The sequence below is a fragment of the Mesorhizobium qingshengii genome (assembly GCF_900103325.1).
GTDB lineage: Bacteria > Pseudomonadota > Alphaproteobacteria > Rhizobiales > Rhizobiaceae > Mesorhizobium > Mesorhizobium qingshengii.
The window spans coordinates 174,697-191,563 of the sequence record NZ_FMXM01000012.1; the positions used below are offsets into that span (position 1 = coordinate 174,697).

The following is a 16,867-nucleotide window of genomic DNA, read 5'->3' on the forward strand; positions in this document are numbered from 1 at the left end:
GGCGAGCCGGCCCGGGGTCCTGCTTAACGAATGCAATGAGACGGTCTACAGCTTGCCGTTGCGCTGCTGGACCATCATGAATGTGTCGTAGTTGTACTCGGCCACCTGCGCCCAGAGATAATGCTCCTTGCGGAAGCCCTTGATCGATTCCCAGATCTTCTTGAAGGGCGCGTTGGAGGCTTCCATTTCGGCGTAGACTTCGTTGGCCTTTTCGAAGCAGGCGACCATGATGTCCTGGCTGAACGGGCGCAGCTTGGCGCCGCCGGCCACCACCCGCTTCACCGCTGCCGGATTCAAATAATCGTATTTCTGCAGCATGTTGGCATCGGCCGCCTGGGCGGCGGTGCGCAGCAGCGACTTGTAGGCCGGCGAAAGCTCGTCGTATTTCGCCTTGTTGAACATCAGATGGACCGTCGGGCCGCCTTCCCACCAGCCGGGATAATAGTAATAGGGCGCGACCTTGTAGAAGCCGAGCTTCTCGTCGTCATACGGGCCGACCCACTCGGCGGCGTCGATGGTGCCTTTTTCCAGCGCCGGGTAGATGTCGCCGCCGGCGATCTGCTGCGGCACGACACCGAGCTTCTGCACCACCTTGCCGGCAAAGCCGCCGATTCGCATCTTGAGACCGGCAAGGTCGGCGACCGTGTTGATCTCCTTGCGGAACCAGCCGCCCATCTGCACGCCGGTGTTACCGCCCGGAAGGCCGAAAAGGCCCTGCGTGGCGAGAAACTCGTTGAACAGGTCGATGCCGCCGCCATGGTAGTGCCAGGCATTCATGCCGCGCGCGTTGAGCGAGAAGGGAACCGCCGCGCCGAGCGCCCATGTCGGGTCCTTGCCCCAGTAATAATATGCCACCGTGTGGCAGGCCTCGACAGTGCCGGCCGTGGTGGCGTCGGCGGCCTGCAGGCCCGGCACGAGCTCACCAGCGGCGAAGACCTGGACCTGAAAGTTGCCGTCGGTGGCTTCCGACAGCATCTTGGAGAACACCTCGGCGCCGCCATAGATGGTGTCGAGCGATTTCGGAAAGGACGACGCCAGCCGCCATGTCACCTTGGGGTTGGACTGGGCAATGGCGGGTGCCGCCAGCGTTACGGCGGCGGCAGCGGCGCCGACGCCTGAGACGCCAGCCTTGCGGATGAATGTACGACGATCCATGAAGTTCCTCCCTTTTGGACCAACAGACCGACGTTGGGGAATCCTCGGCTCCCCGCATCGGTCGCTCGAACAATACACAGGCGAAAAGTCGAGTCCAGCGCGGTGGCCGGATTTGATGGCGAAGCCACGTGGCCCTGCAACTATAGTCTAACAGGCCGGTTCGTGGCCCATGCGACACGCTGAAACTTGCCATGGAAAAATATCCAGGGATGGCCTATTTTGGAGGCAGGACATTCCTTGCCCAGATGGAAAACAGAACCAAAATGTACCAGCCGCTCGTCGCCATATCGACCGACGTCCGTCAGTTCGACAACTACACCTGGCATGCCGCTCCGCAGCAATATCTGGAGGCGGCGATAACAGGCGCCGGCGTATTCCCGGTGCTGGTGCCATCGTTCGGCGACAGGCTCGACTTCGACGAACTTTTGTCGTCGGTCGACGGCGTCATGGTCACCGGCTCGAAATCCAATGTGCATCCCTCGCTCTATGGCGGCGATGCCAGCGAGGCCAACGGCCCCTATGACCCGGCGCGCGACGCCACCACGCTGCCGCTGATCCGCAAGGCGGTGGAGCGCGGCGTACCGCTGCTCGCCATATGCCGCGGCATCCAGGAGATGAACGTGGCGCTGGGCGGAACGCTGGCCACCGAGATCCATGAGCGCGATGGCTCGCTCGACCATCGCGCGCCGGCAAGCGACAATCAGGACGAACGTTTCGGCATCCGCCAGAAGGTGACGATCGCACCTGGAAGCTGTCTGGCGGGTGTGTTCGGTGCCGGTGACATTTTGGTGAACTCGGTGCATCGCCAGGCCGTCGACCGGCTCGGCCCGAACCTGCAGATCGAGGCCGTCGCCACCGACGGCACGGTGGAAGCGGTTTCGGTGAAGGACGCCCGCGCCTTCGCCGTCGGCGTCCAGTGGCATCCGGAATACTGGGTCAAGTCGGACGGCAACTCGGCCAAGATCTTCCGCGCCTTCGGCGATGCGGTGCGCCTGCACGCGGCGGCGAGATCCGGCGCGCGCGCCGCGGCGGAATAGTCAGTCGCCAGGCCTCAGATCACCGGTGGCCGCAAGCGACAGCAAGGGCGTGGCAGGCGCATAGGATTCGTAACCATCACCATCCGCAACCGCGAAGGTGACGATCGGATCGACGCCATTGGCGCTGAAGGCGACCGTGCCGTCCTGCTTCTCCCGCCAGAACTTTGCCCGCTCGATGCCCGGCAAGAGCCGACGGCAGGTCGGGGCGACGGTGAGCAGCGACAGGCCATCCGAAATTGCGGCGCCGCGACTGACCGCGCAGTCCGCCTCGTCGCCATTGGCGACCAGCCTGTAGCCGCTGGACGGCGTGACCTCGTCGGCGGCACTTTCACCGCTGCCGTCATGAAACAGCTGAACGCCGCCGAACAGCGCGGTGGCGGCAATCAATGCGGAAAGCGCTTTCATTCTGTTCATCCAGGCACACCGACAGGATGAAGAATGATTTCAAAGGGTTAAGCTGACGTTAATACATGTGGCAGCCCGCCACTCAGCTTCGTGCCCTGACATGCACCGTCTCGGGCACCGGTGTCAGCGGCCGGCGATCGGTGAACCAGGAGACCAGATTGTCGACGCACAGGTCGGCCATGGCGCGGCGGGTGTGGTCGGAGGCGGAGCCAACATGCGGCAACAGCGAGGTGTTCGGCGCGTCGAGCAGCGCCTTGGGCACGTTCGGTTCGTCGGCAAAGACATCGAGGCCGGCGGCGGCGATGGTGCCGTTGGCAAGCGCCGCCGCAAGTGCCGCCTCATCGACCGTGCTGCCCCGGCCGATGTTGACGAAGACGCCGTTCGCGCCAAGCGCCGACAGGATTTCGGCATTAACCGCCTTTTCCGTCGAGGCGCCGCCGGGCGCTACCGAAATCAGCGTATCGACCGCTTCGGCGAGAGCCTTCAGCGTCGGGTGGTACTGGTAGGAAAGACCGTCGACCTTGCGCCGGTTGTGGTAGGCGACAGCCAGTCCGAACGCTTCCAGCCGGCGGGCTATGGCTTGCCCGATGCGGCCCATGCCGAAGATACCGGCCGTGCGGCCACGCAAGGTCAGCCGGCTCAGCGGATAGTTGCCCTTGCGCACCCAACTGCCGTCACGCAGCCAGGTCTCGGCACGCGGCAGGTCACGGACGGTGTTGATCAGCAGCCCGATCGCGGTGTCGGCGACCTCCTCGGTCAGCACATCAGGCGTGTTGGTGACCATGATGTTTTTCGCGGCCGCATGGCCGACATCGACCGAATCGTAGCCGACCCCGAAGGAGGCGATGAGTTCGAGATTGGGCAATGCATCCATCATCGCCGCGCTGATACCGGCGAACGAAGCGATGCCACGCACGCCACGACGCATCTCATCAGTGACGAGCGCCGGATCGGGGCGCTCGATCCTGAGGCATTTGAACGTTCGGTCGATGCGCTCGACTGCGTGGTCGCTGAAGTCGCGCGGCACCAGAATGGTGACCGCTTGCAGCTGTTCGGCCTTGGTCATGCACGCTCCACCGGCTTGCCGGTCGACTGGCGCACATGCAGTTCCGGCTTGATCAATTCCTGCGAGGGCCGCACCGTCTGCCCGTTGAGCTTGTCGAGCAGCGCGCTGGCGGCGCGGCGACCAACCTCGCGCTGGCCGTTCCAGACGGTGGTCAGCGCTGGCGTCGCGATCGCCGCCTCTTCGAGATCGTCATAGCCGGTGACGGAGATATCGATGCCCGGCACCAGGCCGGCGCGCGCGATGCCGTTCATCAGGCCGATGGCGACGAGATCATTCCAGCAGCATGCCGCCGTCGGCTTGTCCTTAAGCGCCAGGAACTGCCCGGCGGCCTCGAAGCCGGCCTGCTTGGTGCGCGGACCGGCAATGCGCCAGGACGGCCTGACTTCAAGCCCGGCTGCCTCCATGGCGTTGAGGTAGCCCTGGTAGCGGTCGCGGCCGGTCGAGGTCTGGTCGGTGCCGCCAATCATGGCGATGCGCTTGTGACCGAGCGAGATCAGGTGATTGGTGGCGAGCGCGGTGCCATAGGCATCATCGCCGCGAAAGACCGGCACGTCGGCGCCCTCGACGGTGCGCGCGATCAGCACCGCCGGCAGGCCGTTCTCCTCGGCCATCAGAATGTCGGAAGCCGGCGTGCCGATGGCCGGCGACATGATGACGCCGTCGGCGCCAAGCTGCAGCAGCGTATCGATGAAGGTGCGCTGCTTCTCAAGCTGGTCGTAGTGATTGGACAGAATGAAAGTCTGCCGGCTGCGGTCGAGCTCGCTCTCGATCGAGCGCAATATCTCGGCGAAGAACGGGTTCATGATGTCGTGGACGACGACACCGACAATGCCCGAACGCGAGGTGCGCAGACTGGCGGCGCGACGGTTGTAGATATAGCCGATGGCGCGGGCATGTTCCTTGATACGGTCGCGGGTGCTGCCCGCGACCAGCGGGCTGTCACGCAGCGCCAGCGAAACCGTGGCCGTGGACACGCCAAGCGCATCCGCGATCGTCGAGAGCTTGATCTTCTGTGCCAGCGCCTGGTGCTCCCCAATCGATTTAAACTGTTTAAAGGCGGCCTTATGCCATCGATCGGGAGCAAATCAAAGTTTTTTTGCCAGCGCTTCCGCCTCGACATCCGAGGCAGCGCGGCTGCGCAGCCGAAGCCGATGCTCGCGATGGACGATGTAAAGGCCGCTGGCGACGATGATGACGGCGCCGACCAGTGTCCAGCGGTCGGGAAACTGCTTGAAGACGATCCAGCCGGAAATGATCATCCACACCATCTGCGAATAGGGATAGGGCGCCAATGCCGTGGTCGTCGCCAGCCGATAGGCCTGGACCAGCAGCCAATGGCCGACGGCGCCGAATACGCCTAGCATGAGCAGCACGAACCAATGCCAGCCATCATGCGGCAGGGAGAATGAAAATGGCAGGAGGGGCAAAAGCAGCAGCGCCGGGGCGAGCGCCGAGAACAGGATGAGGCTTTCCGGCGTCTCGGTTGCCGACATGCGGCGCGTCATGATGACGTAGAAGCAGTTCGACAGCATCGAACCGAGCGCGAAGAGGTGCCCGACACCGAAAACACCTACGCCTGGCCGGGTGATGATGAGAACCCCGGCGAAGGCAGCCAGGATCGCCAGCCAACGCCGCCAGCCGGCCCATTCGCCCAGCAGCGGACCGGCAAGTGCCGTGATCACCATCGGCCCGAAGAAATAGATCGACGTCGTCTCCGCCAGTTGCAGGGACCGCAGCGCCAGGACGTTGAAGATGGTCGAGCCGAACAGGAACAGGCCGCGCAGGACATGTGCTGGCAGGTTGCCCGGGCGAAACCGCCCCGGCTCGCGCCAGCCGCGGAGGAGCGCGCCAACCAGCACCACATGCACGGCAAAGCGCACCCAGGCGACGATCAGCACCGACACGCCGGCAAGGACGAGATATTTGCTGCTGGTGTCGAGGAAGGTGAAGCAGACATAGGTGGAAAGCATGCACAGGATCGCCACCGGCGGCGTCGCGCTTTCGACATATCGTTGGGGAGCACTCACTTGCAGGCCGGGGAAAAGCTGGGCTGGAGCCCACCTTTGCGGGAAATGTCGCTTGCCGGCAAGCCAATTGTCGCCCGCTGCCACGCCAAAGCCGGCTGGCACAACAATAGAGGCCCGCAGGCTTAGTCTAAGCTTTCCACGCTAGACATGCATGCGGGCGCCTTTGGTGATCTTGTCGACCAGTTTCTTCTCGGCGCGAAGCGCGATGCCGACCACCTTGGCGTCGTCGGGCGCGAATTCGGCAAAGACGGCGCGGTTGGCCGCGTCAAAGCCGGTCGAGAACATCTCCTCGACATAGAGCGATGCCGTCACACCGCGCTCCAGCGTGCGCCGGTGGATCGTGCCCAGCGTCGCCTGCTCGGCCGACAGCACGATGACCGGCTGGATCGACAGCGGATTGTAGTGATTGCCGGCGCGATCGCGATAGGGCTCGCCGATGATGTCCGGAAACTGGGCGATGATGCCGCTGGTCAGGAAAGCGGTGACGTTGAGTTTCTGCCATACTGGCAGATCCTCCCTGAGCACGATTGCAAACTTGGTATCGAACATGTGACATTGACCATTCGAGGTTGCGCCCCGATTTCGAGGCTGAAGGAGACGATGTCGCACGATGTAGGCAGCCAGGCCTTCGAGGGTCTTGGACGTTTGTGCGTTGATGCGGCGGAAAACTGCATCATCTCCGCCCCCGATCCTGCCGGCATGGAGAGGATCGAGGCGCGGTTCCATGGCAGCGCCTTCGAGCCGCATCGCCACGACACCTATGCGATCGGGGTGACGCTGCATGGCGTGCAGACATTTCGCTATCTCGGCGCAACGCGCCACAGCCTGCCTGGCCAGATCATCGTGCTGCATCCCGATGAGCTACACGATGGCGGCGCCGGCACCGAGGACGGCCTGCGCTACAGGATGCTTTATCTGGAGCCGTCGCTGATGCTCGATTGCCTTGGCGGTGCATCACTGCCCTTCGTCCGGGACGGCGTGGTGACGGATGGCGCCTTCTGCGCAACGCTGCTTTCGGCACTGGGGCCGCTGGAACAGGAACTCGATGAGTTGTTCGTTGCCGACTTCCTCGCCCAACTGATGCAAGGCCTGACCCGGCATGCCGGCCAGCCGGCCAAGCCGATCGCGAGGACGGCGTGGCGGGCGGCGACGCTAACGCGCGACTATCTCGCGGAGAACTTCGCCCGCCAAGTGCATTCCGGCGAACTGGAGGCGATCACCGGGCTCGACCGCTATGCCTTGTCACGGCATTTCCGCGCCGCCTTCTCGACCAGCCCGCATCGCTTCCTGGTGATGCGCCGGCTTCAGCGCGCGCGGCGGATGATCGCGACTGGCGAACCATTGGCGCAGATCGCCATCGAGGCCGGCTTCAGCGACCAGAGCCATTTTATCAGGCAATTCAAGAAGGCGTTCGGCATGACGCCGGGACGCTGGGCGTCGCTGATCCATGCATCCGCCGCGGCGGCAGCTTGAGAGTTGCGCCAGGATCAGGCGATCATTCGTCGGACTCGGCGTCGTCGTCGATCAACACCAGTTCCTCGTTCGAGAGGTTGGCCTCGATGCGGGCAAGCAGCTTGAACAGCGCCTTCTGGTCCTTTTTGTCGAGGCCCTTGAGCGCCTGCTTTTCGGTCTTCTTCACCGATTTCTCGATGGCGTGGATGATGTCGCGGCCGGTGTCGGTGAGGAAGATATGCGCCTGGCGAGCATCGGCCGACGAGGCGCGCTTTTCCAGGAAACCCTGGGCCTGCAGCCGGTTGATGGTCTTGGTGATGGTCGGCGGGCGCACGCCGAGACGGCCCGCGAGATTGCCCGGCGTCTGGCCGTCTTCACGGTCGAGCGCCAGCATGATCTGATCCTGGCCGGCGTAGAAGCCGTGCGCCAGCAGCCGCGCCGCCAGCGCGGTTCTTGCCAGCCTTGCCGCCGAATGCAGCCGGCTCATCGTCGCAGTCTTGTCCGCCTTGGCCATGGTCATCCCTCTTCGGCCGTACCGGTGCGGGCAGCATAGAAGCTGCCAGCCGGTTGGCAATCGACGATAAAAACAATCCGGCGTCCCAAACAGCTTTGCCGGCAAGCATTGCGGTGTCCGCCGTGGCTAATGCCAGATGATTATTTCAGTTAGATGACAAACGAGTTTCATGGCCGGAGTTTTCGCCGCAGGCGAAGTTCCGGCGCGTACCGCTCATCGGGGCTTCACCGCAATGATCATCAGCGCCTGATAGGCATCCGCCGCTTCGCGCAGCGCCGCCTGCGACCGCGGTCCGGCCTGCCTGGCGATACCGTCGCTGGCGTTCGACGTGTCACGCTTGCCGGGCCGGTCATTGTAGGGCGCGACGGTGGTGAAGATCTGCTCGCTGAGACTGTCGGGGAAAAACAACTGGCCGGTCATCACCGAGCTTTCATCAGGGAAGGCCTTGAAGTGGATGTGGGTGGTGCGGCCGCGATACCAGCCGGGATAGATGGTGGCGAAGGAAACGATGCCGCTGGCGTCGGTCTTTTGCCAGCCACGCAGGAAGGCCTGGCCCGACGTATCGACATCCCTGCCGTCGGCTTGTCCCGGGTAGCCCGAATAGGCGCCTTGCGCGTCGCAATGCCAGATGTCGACACGGGCGCCGGCAAGCGGGCGGCAGGCCGCGTCGACGACCTGCAGCCTGACGGTGAGGGCAATGCCCTTCTTGCCCTCGGTAACATCGGCACGTTCAAGCTTTGGATCGAATAGAACGGTCCCTCGGTCACCTCAGGCGTAATGGTGCAGACGCCGGCGCCGGTTTCGAACAGGGCCAATCCGGCATAGGGCGAGGACTCCGAAGACTGGGCGGCCATTGCCGCGGCCGGCAGGAAGGCACCACCGCCGGCGGTCACCGCGATCAGGCCGAGCGCCTTGCGCCGGCTCAGCAGGAAAGAGGATGGCTTACCGGACATATCGTGCCTCTCGAATTGGCCGCGCATTGCCTCCCGTGTCCTGATCCAGGTTGTGACAGCCGCTGTCACCAATGAAAATCAGGCAATGGCGGCAAGCCTGTTTGGCCCATCGGTTTGCCTCGTGCAAAAGAACGGCACACATCCTATATGGAGCCGACAATCCCTTTTTCGAGGGCCGGATTTTTCGAGGCCCAAATTCTTCGAGGCAGCCATGAGCGACGCACAGACGCAGATTCCCGTAACCGTTCTCACCGGCTATCTCGGCGCCGGCAAGACGACCCTGCTCAACCGCATCCTGTCGGAAGACCACGGCAAGCGTTACGCCGTCATCGTCAATGAATTCGGCGAAATCGGCATCGACAATGACCTGATCGTGGAATCCGATGAGGAAATCTACGAGATGAACAATGGCTGCGTCTGCTGCACGGTGCGCGGCGACCTGATCCGTGTCGTCGAGGGCCTGATGCGCCGGCCGGGCCGCTTCGACGCCATCGTGGTGGAAACGACAGGTCTCGCCGATCCGGTGCCGGTGGCGCAGACCTTCTTCATGGACGACGACGTGCGCTCCAAGACCAGGCTCGATGCGGTGGTGGCGCTGGTCGACGCCAAGCATCTGCCGCTGCGGCTCAAGGATTCCAAGGAAGCCGAGGATCAGATCGCCTTCGCCGACGTCGTCGTGCTCAACAAGACCGACCTCGTCACCCCCGAAGAGCTCGCCAAGGTCGAAGCAACGATCCGCGCCATCAACCCGGCGGCGAAGATTCACCGCACCACCCGCGCCGGTGTTGCCCTGTCCGAAGTGCTCGACCGAGGCGCCTTCGACCTGTCCAGGGCGCTGGAAAACGATCCGCATTTCCTCGAAGCGCATGACGACCACGATCATCACGATCATGATCATGATCACGACCACCATCACCATGATCATGACGGGCATGATCATCACGATCACGCGCATCCGTCCGACATCCATGATGTGACGGTGCAGTCGGTGTCGCTGCGCGGCGGCGAGATGGACCCGAAGAAGTTCTTCCCGTGGATCGAGAAGATCACCCAGATGGAAGGCCCGAACATCCTGCGGCTGAAGGGTATCATCGCGCTCAAGGGCGACGATGAGCGCTATGTCATCCAGGGCGTGCACATGATCATCGAGGGCGACCACCAGCGTGCCTGGAAAGACGGCGAGAAACACGAGAGCCGGCTGGTGTTCATCGGCCGCGAACTCGACGCCGAGCGGCTGAAGAAGAGTTTCGATGCCTGCCAGGTCGCCTGACCGCAACCAATGCCGCGTTTGCTCGATCTCTCCGATGATTTTCTGATCATCGGAGACGTTATCCGACTTTGCGACAATTACGATCTCGGGCCGGGCTCCGGCCCGGTCGATCTGCTGATCTTCGATCCCCGCGAAAACGATGCCGGACTCGGTCTCATGGTGACATCCGGCTACAAGGCAGGTCTGGTCTTCGCGGTGCTGCCCGAGGAAAGCAGGTTCGAGAAAAAACCTGGACTTTCGAAAGCCTGGCTGATCGAAAACTGGGACAAATGGTTCGTCTTCACCTATCAAGGCGGCCCGGTTCCGATCGAGGGGACCGTCATCCTGCGCTGGAACGAACGAATGACTGTTGAAACCCGCCATGCCGACCGTCGCCCCGCTTGATCTCGAAGGCCATTGCGTCGCCGCCGTCTTCCTCGGCGACGTGCCGCATTTCGCGCTGGCCGACGGCGCCGTCCATCGGCTCGACCATGGCCACAAGACAATTCAGGCCAATGACGGGCTGCTCGCCGCCTTCCATGATGCGGCCAATGACCGGCTGATCACCGGCGGCGAGGACGGCAAGGTGTTTGCCGTTACCGCAGGCGGCAATGCCGCCGAGTTGGCAAGCGCCGGCAAGAAATGGGTCACTAGCGTCGCCGCCGGGCCGCAGGGCGCCATCGCCTATGCGACGGGCAAGACGGCCTTCGTGCGCTTCGCCGACGGCAAGACCCGGGAATTCGTCCATCCGCGCTCGGTCGAGGGGTTGGCCTTCTCGCCCAAGGGCATGCGCTTCGGCGTTGCCCGTTACAACGGCGCGACGCTGCATTTCCCCGCCGCCGAGGGCAAGCCGGTCGAACTCGAATGGGCCGGCGCCCACACCGGCATCACCTTCTCGCCCGACGGCGCCTTCCTCGTCACCACGATGCAGGAAAACGCCTTGCATGGCTGGAAGCTCGCCGACGGCAAGCACATGCGCATGACCGGCTATCCCGGCAAGGTCAAAAGCCTGTCGTGGAGCGTGAAAGGCAAGTGGCTGGCGAGTTCCGGCGCACCGGCGGCGATCGTCTGGCCGTTTTCAGGCAAGGACGGGCCGATGGGCAAGGCGCCGCTGGAACTTGGCACGCGCGGCAATGCCATGGTGACGACGGTCGCCTGCCACCCGAGCCAGGATGTCGTCGCCGTCGGCTATGACGACGGCATGGTGATGGCGGTGCGTTTTGCCGACGCAAAGGAAGTGCTGTTGCGGCGACCGGGCAAGGGCGCCATCACCTCGATGATGTGGGACAAGGATGAACGCCGCGTCGCCTTCGGCAGTGCCGCTGGCGACTGCGGCGTCATCGACATTTCGGCCTGAAACCCGCGCCATCGGGGTCAAACGCGACACCATGCTTGCGCGCTGCCCTTCTTGAGCGCATCCTTTTTCATTGGACAAGCTTCCGATGGGAGGAGACCTTGCCAAGCACGGTTACGCTTCATGCCTGGGCGACGCCGGCATTTGTCGGTGGCTCGCCGGTCGACCATACGTGGGTCACCACCTACAACAACCAGCAGCACCACTACGCCAATGCAGCCGCTGTCGCCGCCGCCGGCAAGGACTACTGGTTCTGCTGGGGTAGCTACCATCCAACCGGTGGAACGCCCGGTAATCAGACGGGAACTCTCGGTAAGCAGTCCGGACATCTGGCGCTGGCACGATGCCTGGTACAGTCGAATGCGGATTCGGCGACAGTTCCCGCCGCCCAGGGAACCATACTGATCTACGGCATCGATGGCGTCTGCCACCAGCTTGCCAATCAGGTGCTCTACGCGACCACCGGGACGCTGCTGACGGTGAAGAAAGCGCGTGGTTATGGGGCGAGCAGCTTCCTATATGGAACCTATGGGCTGCGGCACGCGGCATGGGCCAGCAAGATCCAGCATTGCCTGGGAACGAGTGCGCTGGTGGCCGGTGGGGCAGGCGGAGTGACCAAGATGCAAGGATTGCCCGACGATTTCGAGGAGCACGCACGATCGGTGCTCGGGGACGAGGAACCAGAACTGCTGGCCAAGCTCCTGTCGCTGAAGGGCGAGGTGCAGAATTTCACAGCGCAGCGAATTCCAGGCTTTGCGCCGCCAAGCGCGGAAACGATCAACGCGCGCAACCAGCATTTGATCGATCAGGCAGCCTTGCTGCTTGGCCCCAAGCACTTCGAACGCGTGTTCGGCTTTCCGCCCGGCGAAAAGATCAATCTCGTCGATCCGTCGGTGACCTCCCGGAAATAATGCGGCTGCCGCATCCGATCGATCTATTCGGCGCCGCAGGATACTGTCCCGCTCAGATTTGCGGGTTTGCCGTCGGCGTCCTTGTCCGCCGTGCTGTCATAGACGGCAAGCTTGTACTGTCCATCATAGACGCCTTCGTCGCTGGCCTTGGTCAGGATCGTGAGTTCGACGGAACTGTAGGTGTTTGCGACCTGATGCTCGCGGTAGATGTTCAGCCGCAGTTCCTTGTTGTCGAGCCAGTACTGGGTAAGGTTGGAATTCTCGAACACCGTCTTGCGCAATTCATTGCCGGCGGGCCTTGCCTTGATTTCGAGGTCGCCGCGAAAATTGAAGGTCGGGCCGCCCATGCCGGTGGTGACGCCGGCATCGACCTGGAATTTCACCACCGCATCGTCGACGGAACACCAGATGCCGCCGGTGGCGAAGGCCGTGCCGGCCGACAGGAACAGCCCCAAACCGCAGATGATCGACCGCATTTTCGCCCACGCCGCCCATTGCCCGTCCGCATTGACGCCGACTTCGCCAACCGGGTCAAGCGCCACCGCTGGCGGCTGAGCCAATGCAGGGCGCACGCGCGGCCAATTGCGGTTACGGACACGGATTGGCTAAGAGTGACGGACAAGAGGGGTTCCATGCACAGCAGCAACACTTCAAGCACGTCCATTGGCGGCATCGGCCGTGATCGCATCGCCGATCTTCGCGAGACCGAAGGGGCAGCCTTCCGCAAGGCACGGCCACGATCGCAAGCGAAGGTTGGCAACGGCCTGCCGGGTTTCTTCGGCGGCGTGCCGATGCACTGGATGAACGACTGGCCGACGCCGTTTCCGATCCTGGTCGACAGCGCCAAAGGCGCAACCATCACCGACATCGATGGTATCAGGCTTGACGATTTCTGCCTTGGCGACACCGGCTCGATGTTCGGCCACTCGCCGCCACCGGTGGCGCGCGCCATCCGCCGCCAGGCCGGACGCGGCCTGACCTATATGCTGCCTTCGGAAGACGCGCTCGCCATCGGGCCGCTGCTGCAGCAGCGCTTCGGCCTGCCGTTCTGGCAGATCGCGACGACGGCGACCGATGCCAACCGCTTTGCGCTGCGCGTTGCCCGCGCCGTCACCGGCCGCGAAAAGATCCTCGTCTTCAACGGCTGCTATCACGGCTCGGTCGACGAGACGATGGTGCGGCTGATCGATGGCAAGCCGGTCAACCGGCCGGGACTGGCGGGCGAGTTCCGCGACCTGACCCGCACGGCGAAGGTGATCGAGTTCAACGATGTTGCCGCGCTGGAAACCGCCCTGAGGGACAAGGACGTGGCTTGCGTCATCGCCGAGCCGGTGTTGACCAATTCCTGCATGGTGCTGGCCGATCCGGGCTTCCATGATGCGCTGCGCAGACTGACGCGCGCGGCCGGCACGCTGCTGTTGATCGATGAGACGCATACGATCTCGACCGGCCCCGGCGGCTACACCAGAAAGCATGGGCTGGAGCCGGACCTGTTCGTGCTGGGCAAGCCGATCGCAGGCGGTGTGCCGGCGAGCGTGTGGGGCATGAGCGATGACGTTGCCTCGCGCTATGCCGCCTACAACAGGAGCAAGGAACCCGGCTATTCCGGTATGGGCACGACGCTATCAGCCAACCCGCTGCAATTCGCGGCGATGCGCGCCACGCTCGAAGAGGTGATGACGGTTGAGAATTATGACCGCTGGCGGCGGCTCGATGCCGGACTGACCGGGGTGATCGACCGCTACCGCCTGCCCTGGCATGTTGCCCGCGTCGGCGCCCGCGTCGAGTTCATCTGCGTACCCGGCCCCTTGCGGAATGGTGCCGAGGCGGAAGTGGCGCATGCGCCGGAACTAGAGGCGGCCATCCATGTCGCGCTGGTCAATCGCGGCGTGCTGATCGCGCCCTTCCACAACATGATGCTGATCTCGCCGGCGACGTCAGGTGCCCAGGTCAACCGTCTGATCACCGCCTTCGGCGCGGTTGCGGCAAAGCTTGCGGCATGAGACAAGCGGCCATGGACAATCCCAATGCCATCGTGAGCTCACCTTCGGGCTCGACGCCCACCGAGGCGCAAGCCTTTCTCGACGCTCATCCCGAGATCGAAGCCTTCGATATCGTGCTGACCGACGCCAATGGCGTCGGTCGCGGCAAGATCGTGCGCCGGCACGAGTTGAAAAGCATCTTCGAGGGCGGCCGCCATATGCCGATCTCCATCCTCGGCCTCGACATCACCGGCGAGGACGTGCACGAGACCGGGCTGATCTGGACGACCGGCGACGGCGATCTCAGGGCATGGCCGATCCCCGGCACGCTGGTCCCGCTCTACGGCACAAACCCGCCGCGCGGCCAGTTGCTGATGGCGATGTACATGCTCGACGGCCGGCCGATGTCCTCCGATCCGCGGCTGGCGCTGGCCCGGCAGGTCGACATATTGGCATCCAAGGGCCTCTATCCGGCCGGCGCCTTCGAGCTCGAATTCTTCCTGCTGGCGAATGAGCGCGATGCCGATGGCAAGGTGCAGCCGGCGCGCGCCGTGCTCGACGGCCGCGTCTCGGGCAAGACCGAGGTCTATTCCGTCGATCATCTGCACGGCATGGAGCCGCTGTTTTCCGACATCTATGCCGCGGCCAAGGCACAAGGCATCCCGGCCGAGACCGTCATTTCCGAGTATGCGCCCGGCCAGTACGAATTGACGCTGCACTACCGCAAGGACGTGATGCGGGCGGCCGACGATCTCGTCATGCTGAAGCGGCTGGTGCGGGCGCAGGCGCGCCGCCATGGCGTCACCGCCTGTTTCATGGCCAAGCCGATCGAGAAATATGCCGGCTCGGGCATGCATTTCCACGTCTCGTTGCAGGACAGAGCCGGCCGAAACGTCTTTGCCGAATCCGGTGGCGAGAGCTGGTCGCTGCCGCTGCTGCAGGGGCTCGGCGGCCTGATCCAGACGATGGCGGAATCGATGCTGGTGTTTGCCCCGCACGCCAATTCCTGGCGGCGTTTCGTCTCGCAATCCTATGCGCCGGTGGCGCCGACCTGGGGCGTCAACAACCGCTCGGTGGCGCTGCGCGTGCCGGCGGGCGATGCCAAGAACCGGCGCATCGAACACCGGCCGTCGGGCGTCGACGCCAACCCCTATCTGATCGCGGCGACCGTGCTCGCCGGCATCATCAAAGGTCTCGACGAAGGTCTCGATCCCGGCCCGGAAACAACCGGCAATGGCTATGAGGCCGCGGTCACGCGCACGACGATGCCTGTCGACTGGCGCGCCGCGATCGAAGCGGCCAGGGGTTCGGCGTTCCTGAAAGAGGCGCTCGGCGAGGACCTGCACCGCACCTTCGTGGCGATCAAGCAGTCCGAATATCTGCGCGTGGCGCGCACGGTCAGCGAACTGGATTACCATCTCTATCTGCACGAAGTCTGATGGCTGAATGATCCGGCGGCGATCACTTTTTCGCCGCCGCCATCAAATGAGGTAGCGCGCCGGTCGTCTGGAACATATCATGAACATATGTCCGCACTCACTGTTCACGAAAAGCTGGCGATTCTCTCTGATGCCGCCAAATATGATGCATCGTGCGCTTCATCGGGTTCGGCCAAGCGCGATTCGCTGAAGTCTGGCGGCATCGGCTCGACCGAAGGCATGGGCATCTGCCATTCCTACGCGCCGGATGGCCGCTGCATTTCGCTCCTGAAAATCCTGCTCACCAATTTCTGCATCTACGATTGCAGCTATTGCATCAACCGCTCGTCGTCCAATGTACGGCGCGCCCGCTTTACCGTCGACGAAGTGGTGAAGCTGACCATGGATTTCTACCGGCGCAACTATATCGAAGGGCTGTTCCTGTCCTCGGGCGTCATCCGCTCGCCCGATGAAACCATGGGCGAGATGGTCGAGGTGGCGCGGCGGCTGCGGCTGGACGAGAAGTTCGGCGGCTACATTCATCTGAAAACCATCCCGGAATGTTCGCAGGAACTGGTCGAGAAGGCAGGCCTCTATGCCGACAGGCTGTCGATCAATGTCGAGTTGCCGACCGACGAAGGCGTGAAGAAGCTGGCGCCGGAAAAGAAGCCGGAAACGATCCGCCTCTCGATGGCCAGGCTGCGCCGGAAGATGGAAGAAAAAGCCGAGCCGACGCTGCGGACCAAAAAACGCGAACGCTTCGCGCCGGGCGGGCAATCGACGCAGATGATCGTCGGTGCCGACAGGACATCCGACGACGGCATCCTGCACACCAGCGCGCGGCTCTATGGCAGCTACCATCTGCGACGCGTCTACTATTCCGCCTTCAGCCCGATCCCGGATTCGTCGTCGTCCCTGCCATTGCAGAAGCCGCCGCTGCTGCGCGAGCACCGGCTCTATCAGGCCGACTGGCTGATGCGGTTCTACGGCTTTTCGCAGCCGGAAATCCTGGCCGGCAGCAGCGACGGCATGCTCGACCTCGCCATCGACCCAAAGCTGGCCTGGGCGCTGCGCAACCGGGGACAGTTCCCGGTCGACATCAACCGTGCCGACCGAGAAGCGCTGCTGCGCGTGCCGGGTCTCGGCACCCAGGTGGTGGCGAAAATCCTGGAGACCCGCCGCCATCGGCGCATGCGGCTCGAAGATCTTGGGCGGGTTTGCCAGTCGATCGCAAAATTGCGGCCGTTCATCATCGCCGAAGGGTGGTCTCCGGGCGCGCTCACCGACAAGGCGGGTCTGCGCGACAAGATCGTGCGGTCTTGCGAACAACTGTCGCTGTTTTGA

The 16,867-nt window shown here is 63.5% G+C and carries 18 protein-coding genes and 1 pseudogene; 9 read left to right on the forward strand and 10 right to left on the reverse strand.

Translation table 11 applies throughout. From position 1 onward, the window contains the following. Positions 1-45: 45 nt before the first annotated feature. Positions 46-1,155, reverse strand: coding sequence for a TRAP transporter substrate-binding protein (locus tag BLS48_RS19945; protein WP_091580947.1), 1,110 nt, complete (start codon positions 1,153-1,155; stop codon positions 46-48). A gap of 263 nt (positions 1,156-1,418) precedes the next feature. Here BLS48_RS19945 and BLS48_RS19950 point away from each other — a divergent pair, with 263 nt between their 5' ends. Continuing rightward, on the forward strand, positions 1,419-2,192 hold the full coding sequence (locus BLS48_RS19950; protein WP_091581088.1) for a gamma-glutamyl-gamma-aminobutyrate hydrolase family protein: 774 nt from the start codon (positions 1,419-1,421) through the stop codon (positions 2,190-2,192). Here the strand turns inward: BLS48_RS19950 and BLS48_RS19955 are convergent, their stop codons facing one another. From BLS48_RS19955 to BLS48_RS19975, 5 genes are all read right to left on the reverse strand, one after another. After that, positions 2,193-2,597: a hypothetical protein gene (locus BLS48_RS19955; protein ID WP_091581091.1), complete on the reverse strand. Its 405-nt coding sequence runs from the start codon at positions 2,595-2,597 to the stop codon at positions 2,193-2,195. 82 nt (positions 2,598-2,679) lie between these two features. Next, complete coding sequence (locus BLS48_RS19960) at positions 2,680-3,663, reverse strand: 2-hydroxyacid dehydrogenase (RefSeq protein ID WP_091580950.1); 984 nt, start codon at positions 3,661-3,663, stop codon at positions 2,680-2,682. Then, on the reverse strand, positions 3,660-4,682 hold the full coding sequence (locus BLS48_RS19965; RefSeq protein ID WP_091580953.1) for a LacI family DNA-binding transcriptional regulator: 1,023 nt from the start codon (positions 4,680-4,682) through the stop codon (positions 3,660-3,662). Before BLS48_RS19965 ends, BLS48_RS19960 begins: the two co-directional genes overlap by 4 nt. 66 nt (positions 4,683-4,748) lie before the next feature. Then, positions 4,749-5,633, reverse strand: coding sequence for a DMT family transporter (locus BLS48_RS19970; RefSeq protein WP_167365159.1), 885 nt, complete (start codon positions 5,631-5,633; stop codon positions 4,749-4,751). A 198-nt stretch (positions 5,634-5,831) separates the two neighbouring features. Beyond that, a complete protein-coding gene (locus BLS48_RS19975) occupies positions 5,832-6,239 on the reverse strand; it encodes a DUF2000 family protein (protein WP_091580957.1) in 408 nt (135 codons plus the stop codon). Between the two features lie 51 nt (positions 6,240-6,290). Here BLS48_RS19975 and BLS48_RS19980 point away from each other — a divergent pair, with 51 nt between their 5' ends. After that, positions 6,291-7,163, forward strand: a complete 873-nt coding sequence (locus tag BLS48_RS19980; RefSeq protein ID WP_091580960.1) for an AraC family transcriptional regulator — start codon at positions 6,291-6,293, stop codon at positions 7,161-7,163. Between the two features lie 22 nt (positions 7,164-7,185). Here the strand turns inward: BLS48_RS19980 and BLS48_RS19985 are convergent, their stop codons facing one another. From BLS48_RS19985 to BLS48_RS36695, 3 genes and pseudogenes are all read right to left on the reverse strand, one after another. Continuing rightward, positions 7,186-7,656 carry a MarR family winged helix-turn-helix transcriptional regulator gene (locus BLS48_RS19985; protein WP_032921461.1) on the reverse strand — a complete coding sequence of 157 codons (471 nt, stop codon included), beginning with the start codon at positions 7,654-7,656 and terminating at the stop codon, positions 7,186-7,188. Positions 7,657-7,869: 213 nt separating this feature from the next. Further along, positions 7,870-8,076, reverse strand: a complete 207-nt coding sequence (locus BLS48_RS36690; RefSeq protein ID WP_342028522.1) for a peptidase associated/transthyretin-like domain-containing protein — start codon at positions 8,074-8,076, stop codon at positions 7,870-7,872. A gap of 36 nt (positions 8,077-8,112) precedes the next feature. Further along, positions 8,113-8,355, reverse strand: a pseudogene (locus BLS48_RS36695) (dioxygenase family protein); the annotation flags it as partial. Between the two features lie 465 nt (positions 8,356-8,820). Between BLS48_RS36695 and BLS48_RS19995 the strand changes: the two are divergent. From BLS48_RS19995 to BLS48_RS20010, 4 genes are all read left to right on the forward strand, one after another. Next, entirely contained in the window at positions 8,821-9,879 is a 1,059-nt protein-coding gene (locus BLS48_RS19995; RefSeq protein ID WP_091580963.1) for a CobW family GTP-binding protein, read from the forward strand. A 9-nt stretch (positions 9,880-9,888) separates the two neighbouring features. Then, positions 9,889-10,263, forward strand: a complete 375-nt coding sequence (gene imm45, locus BLS48_RS20000; RefSeq protein ID WP_091580965.1) for an Imm45 family immunity protein — start codon at positions 9,889-9,891, stop codon at positions 10,261-10,263. Further along, entirely contained in the window at positions 10,241-11,215 is a 975-nt protein-coding gene (locus BLS48_RS20005) for a WD40 repeat domain-containing protein (RefSeq protein ID WP_091580968.1), read from the forward strand. Before imm45 ends, BLS48_RS20005 begins: the two co-directional genes overlap by 23 nt. A 98-nt stretch (positions 11,216-11,313) precedes the next feature. Beyond that, positions 11,314-12,123 (forward strand): hypothetical protein, encoded by an 810-nt coding sequence (locus tag BLS48_RS20010; protein ID WP_091581096.1) that lies wholly within the window; start codon positions 11,314-11,316, stop codon positions 12,121-12,123. A gap of 23 nt (positions 12,124-12,146) precedes the next feature. Here the strand turns inward: BLS48_RS20010 and BLS48_RS20015 are convergent, their stop codons facing one another. Beyond that, positions 12,147-12,599, reverse strand: coding sequence for a hypothetical protein (locus BLS48_RS20015; protein WP_091581099.1), 453 nt, complete (start codon positions 12,597-12,599; stop codon positions 12,147-12,149). A 156-nt stretch (positions 12,600-12,755) separates the two neighbouring features. Here BLS48_RS20015 and BLS48_RS20020 point away from each other — a divergent pair, with 156 nt between their 5' ends. The 3 genes from BLS48_RS20020 (at position 12,756) to BLS48_RS20030 (ending at position 16,867) form a co-directional block, all read left to right on the forward strand. After that, positions 12,756-14,126, forward strand: a complete 1,371-nt coding sequence (locus BLS48_RS20020) for an aspartate aminotransferase family protein (protein ID WP_091580971.1) — start codon at positions 12,756-12,758, stop codon at positions 14,124-14,126. Positions 14,127-14,137: 11 nt separating this feature from the next. Beyond that, entirely contained in the window at positions 14,138-15,544 is a 1,407-nt protein-coding gene (locus BLS48_RS20025; protein WP_091580973.1) for a glutamine synthetase family protein, read from the forward strand. A gap of 87 nt (positions 15,545-15,631) precedes the next feature. Beyond that, positions 15,632-16,867, forward strand: coding sequence for a putative DNA modification/repair radical SAM protein (locus BLS48_RS20030; RefSeq protein ID WP_091580976.1), 1,236 nt, complete (start codon positions 15,632-15,634; stop codon positions 16,865-16,867).

What these genes read in the sequence shown, in the direction of transcription:
- BLS48_RS19945 (WP_091580947.1), bottom strand. Translation starts at nt 1,155, where the DNA reads ATGGATCGTCGTACATTCATCCGCAAGGCTGGCGTCTCAGGCGTCGGC.
- BLS48_RS19950 (WP_091581088.1), top strand. Translation starts at nt 1,419, where the DNA reads ATGTACCAGCCGCTCGTCGCCATATCGACCGACGTCCGTCAGTTCGAC.
- BLS48_RS19955 (WP_091581091.1), bottom strand. Translation starts at nt 2,597, where the DNA reads ATGAAAGCGCTTTCCGCATTGATTGCCGCCACCGCGCTGTTCGGCGGC.
- BLS48_RS19960 (WP_091580950.1), bottom strand. Translation starts at nt 3,663, where the DNA reads ATGACCAAGGCCGAACAGCTGCAAGCGGTCACCATTCTGGTGCCGCGC.
- BLS48_RS19970 (WP_167365159.1), bottom strand. Translation starts at nt 5,633, where the DNA reads ATGCTTTCCACCTATGTCTGCTTCACCTTCCTCGACACCAGCAGCAAA.
- BLS48_RS19975 (WP_091580957.1), bottom strand. Translation starts at nt 6,239, where the DNA reads ATGTTCGATACCAAGTTTGCAATCGTGCTCAGGGAGGATCTGCCAGTA.
- BLS48_RS19980 (WP_091580960.1), top strand. Translation starts at nt 6,291, where the DNA reads ATGTCGCACGATGTAGGCAGCCAGGCCTTCGAGGGTCTTGGACGTTTG.
- BLS48_RS19985 (WP_032921461.1), bottom strand. Translation starts at nt 7,656, where the DNA reads ATGGCCAAGGCGGACAAGACTGCGACGATGAGCCGGCTGCATTCGGCG.
- BLS48_RS36690 (WP_342028522.1), bottom strand. Translation starts at nt 8,076, where the DNA reads ATGACCGGCCAGTTGTTTTTCCCCGACAGTCTCAGCGAGCAGATCTTC.
- BLS48_RS19995 (WP_091580963.1), top strand. Translation starts at nt 8,821, where the DNA reads ATGAGCGACGCACAGACGCAGATTCCCGTAACCGTTCTCACCGGCTAT.
- imm45 (WP_091580965.1), top strand. Translation starts at nt 9,889, where the DNA reads ATGCCGCGTTTGCTCGATCTCTCCGATGATTTTCTGATCATCGGAGAC.
- BLS48_RS20005 (WP_091580968.1), top strand. Translation starts at nt 10,241, where the DNA reads ATGCCGACCGTCGCCCCGCTTGATCTCGAAGGCCATTGCGTCGCCGCC.
- BLS48_RS20015 (WP_091581099.1), bottom strand. Translation starts at nt 12,599, where the DNA reads ATGCGGTCGATCATCTGCGGTTTGGGGCTGTTCCTGTCGGCCGGCACG.
- BLS48_RS20020 (WP_091580971.1), top strand. Translation starts at nt 12,756, where the DNA reads ATGCACAGCAGCAACACTTCAAGCACGTCCATTGGCGGCATCGGCCGT.
- BLS48_RS20025 (WP_091580973.1), top strand. Translation starts at nt 14,138, where the DNA reads ATGGACAATCCCAATGCCATCGTGAGCTCACCTTCGGGCTCGACGCCC.
- BLS48_RS20030 (WP_091580976.1), top strand. Translation starts at nt 15,632, where the DNA reads ATGTCCGCACTCACTGTTCACGAAAAGCTGGCGATTCTCTCTGATGCC.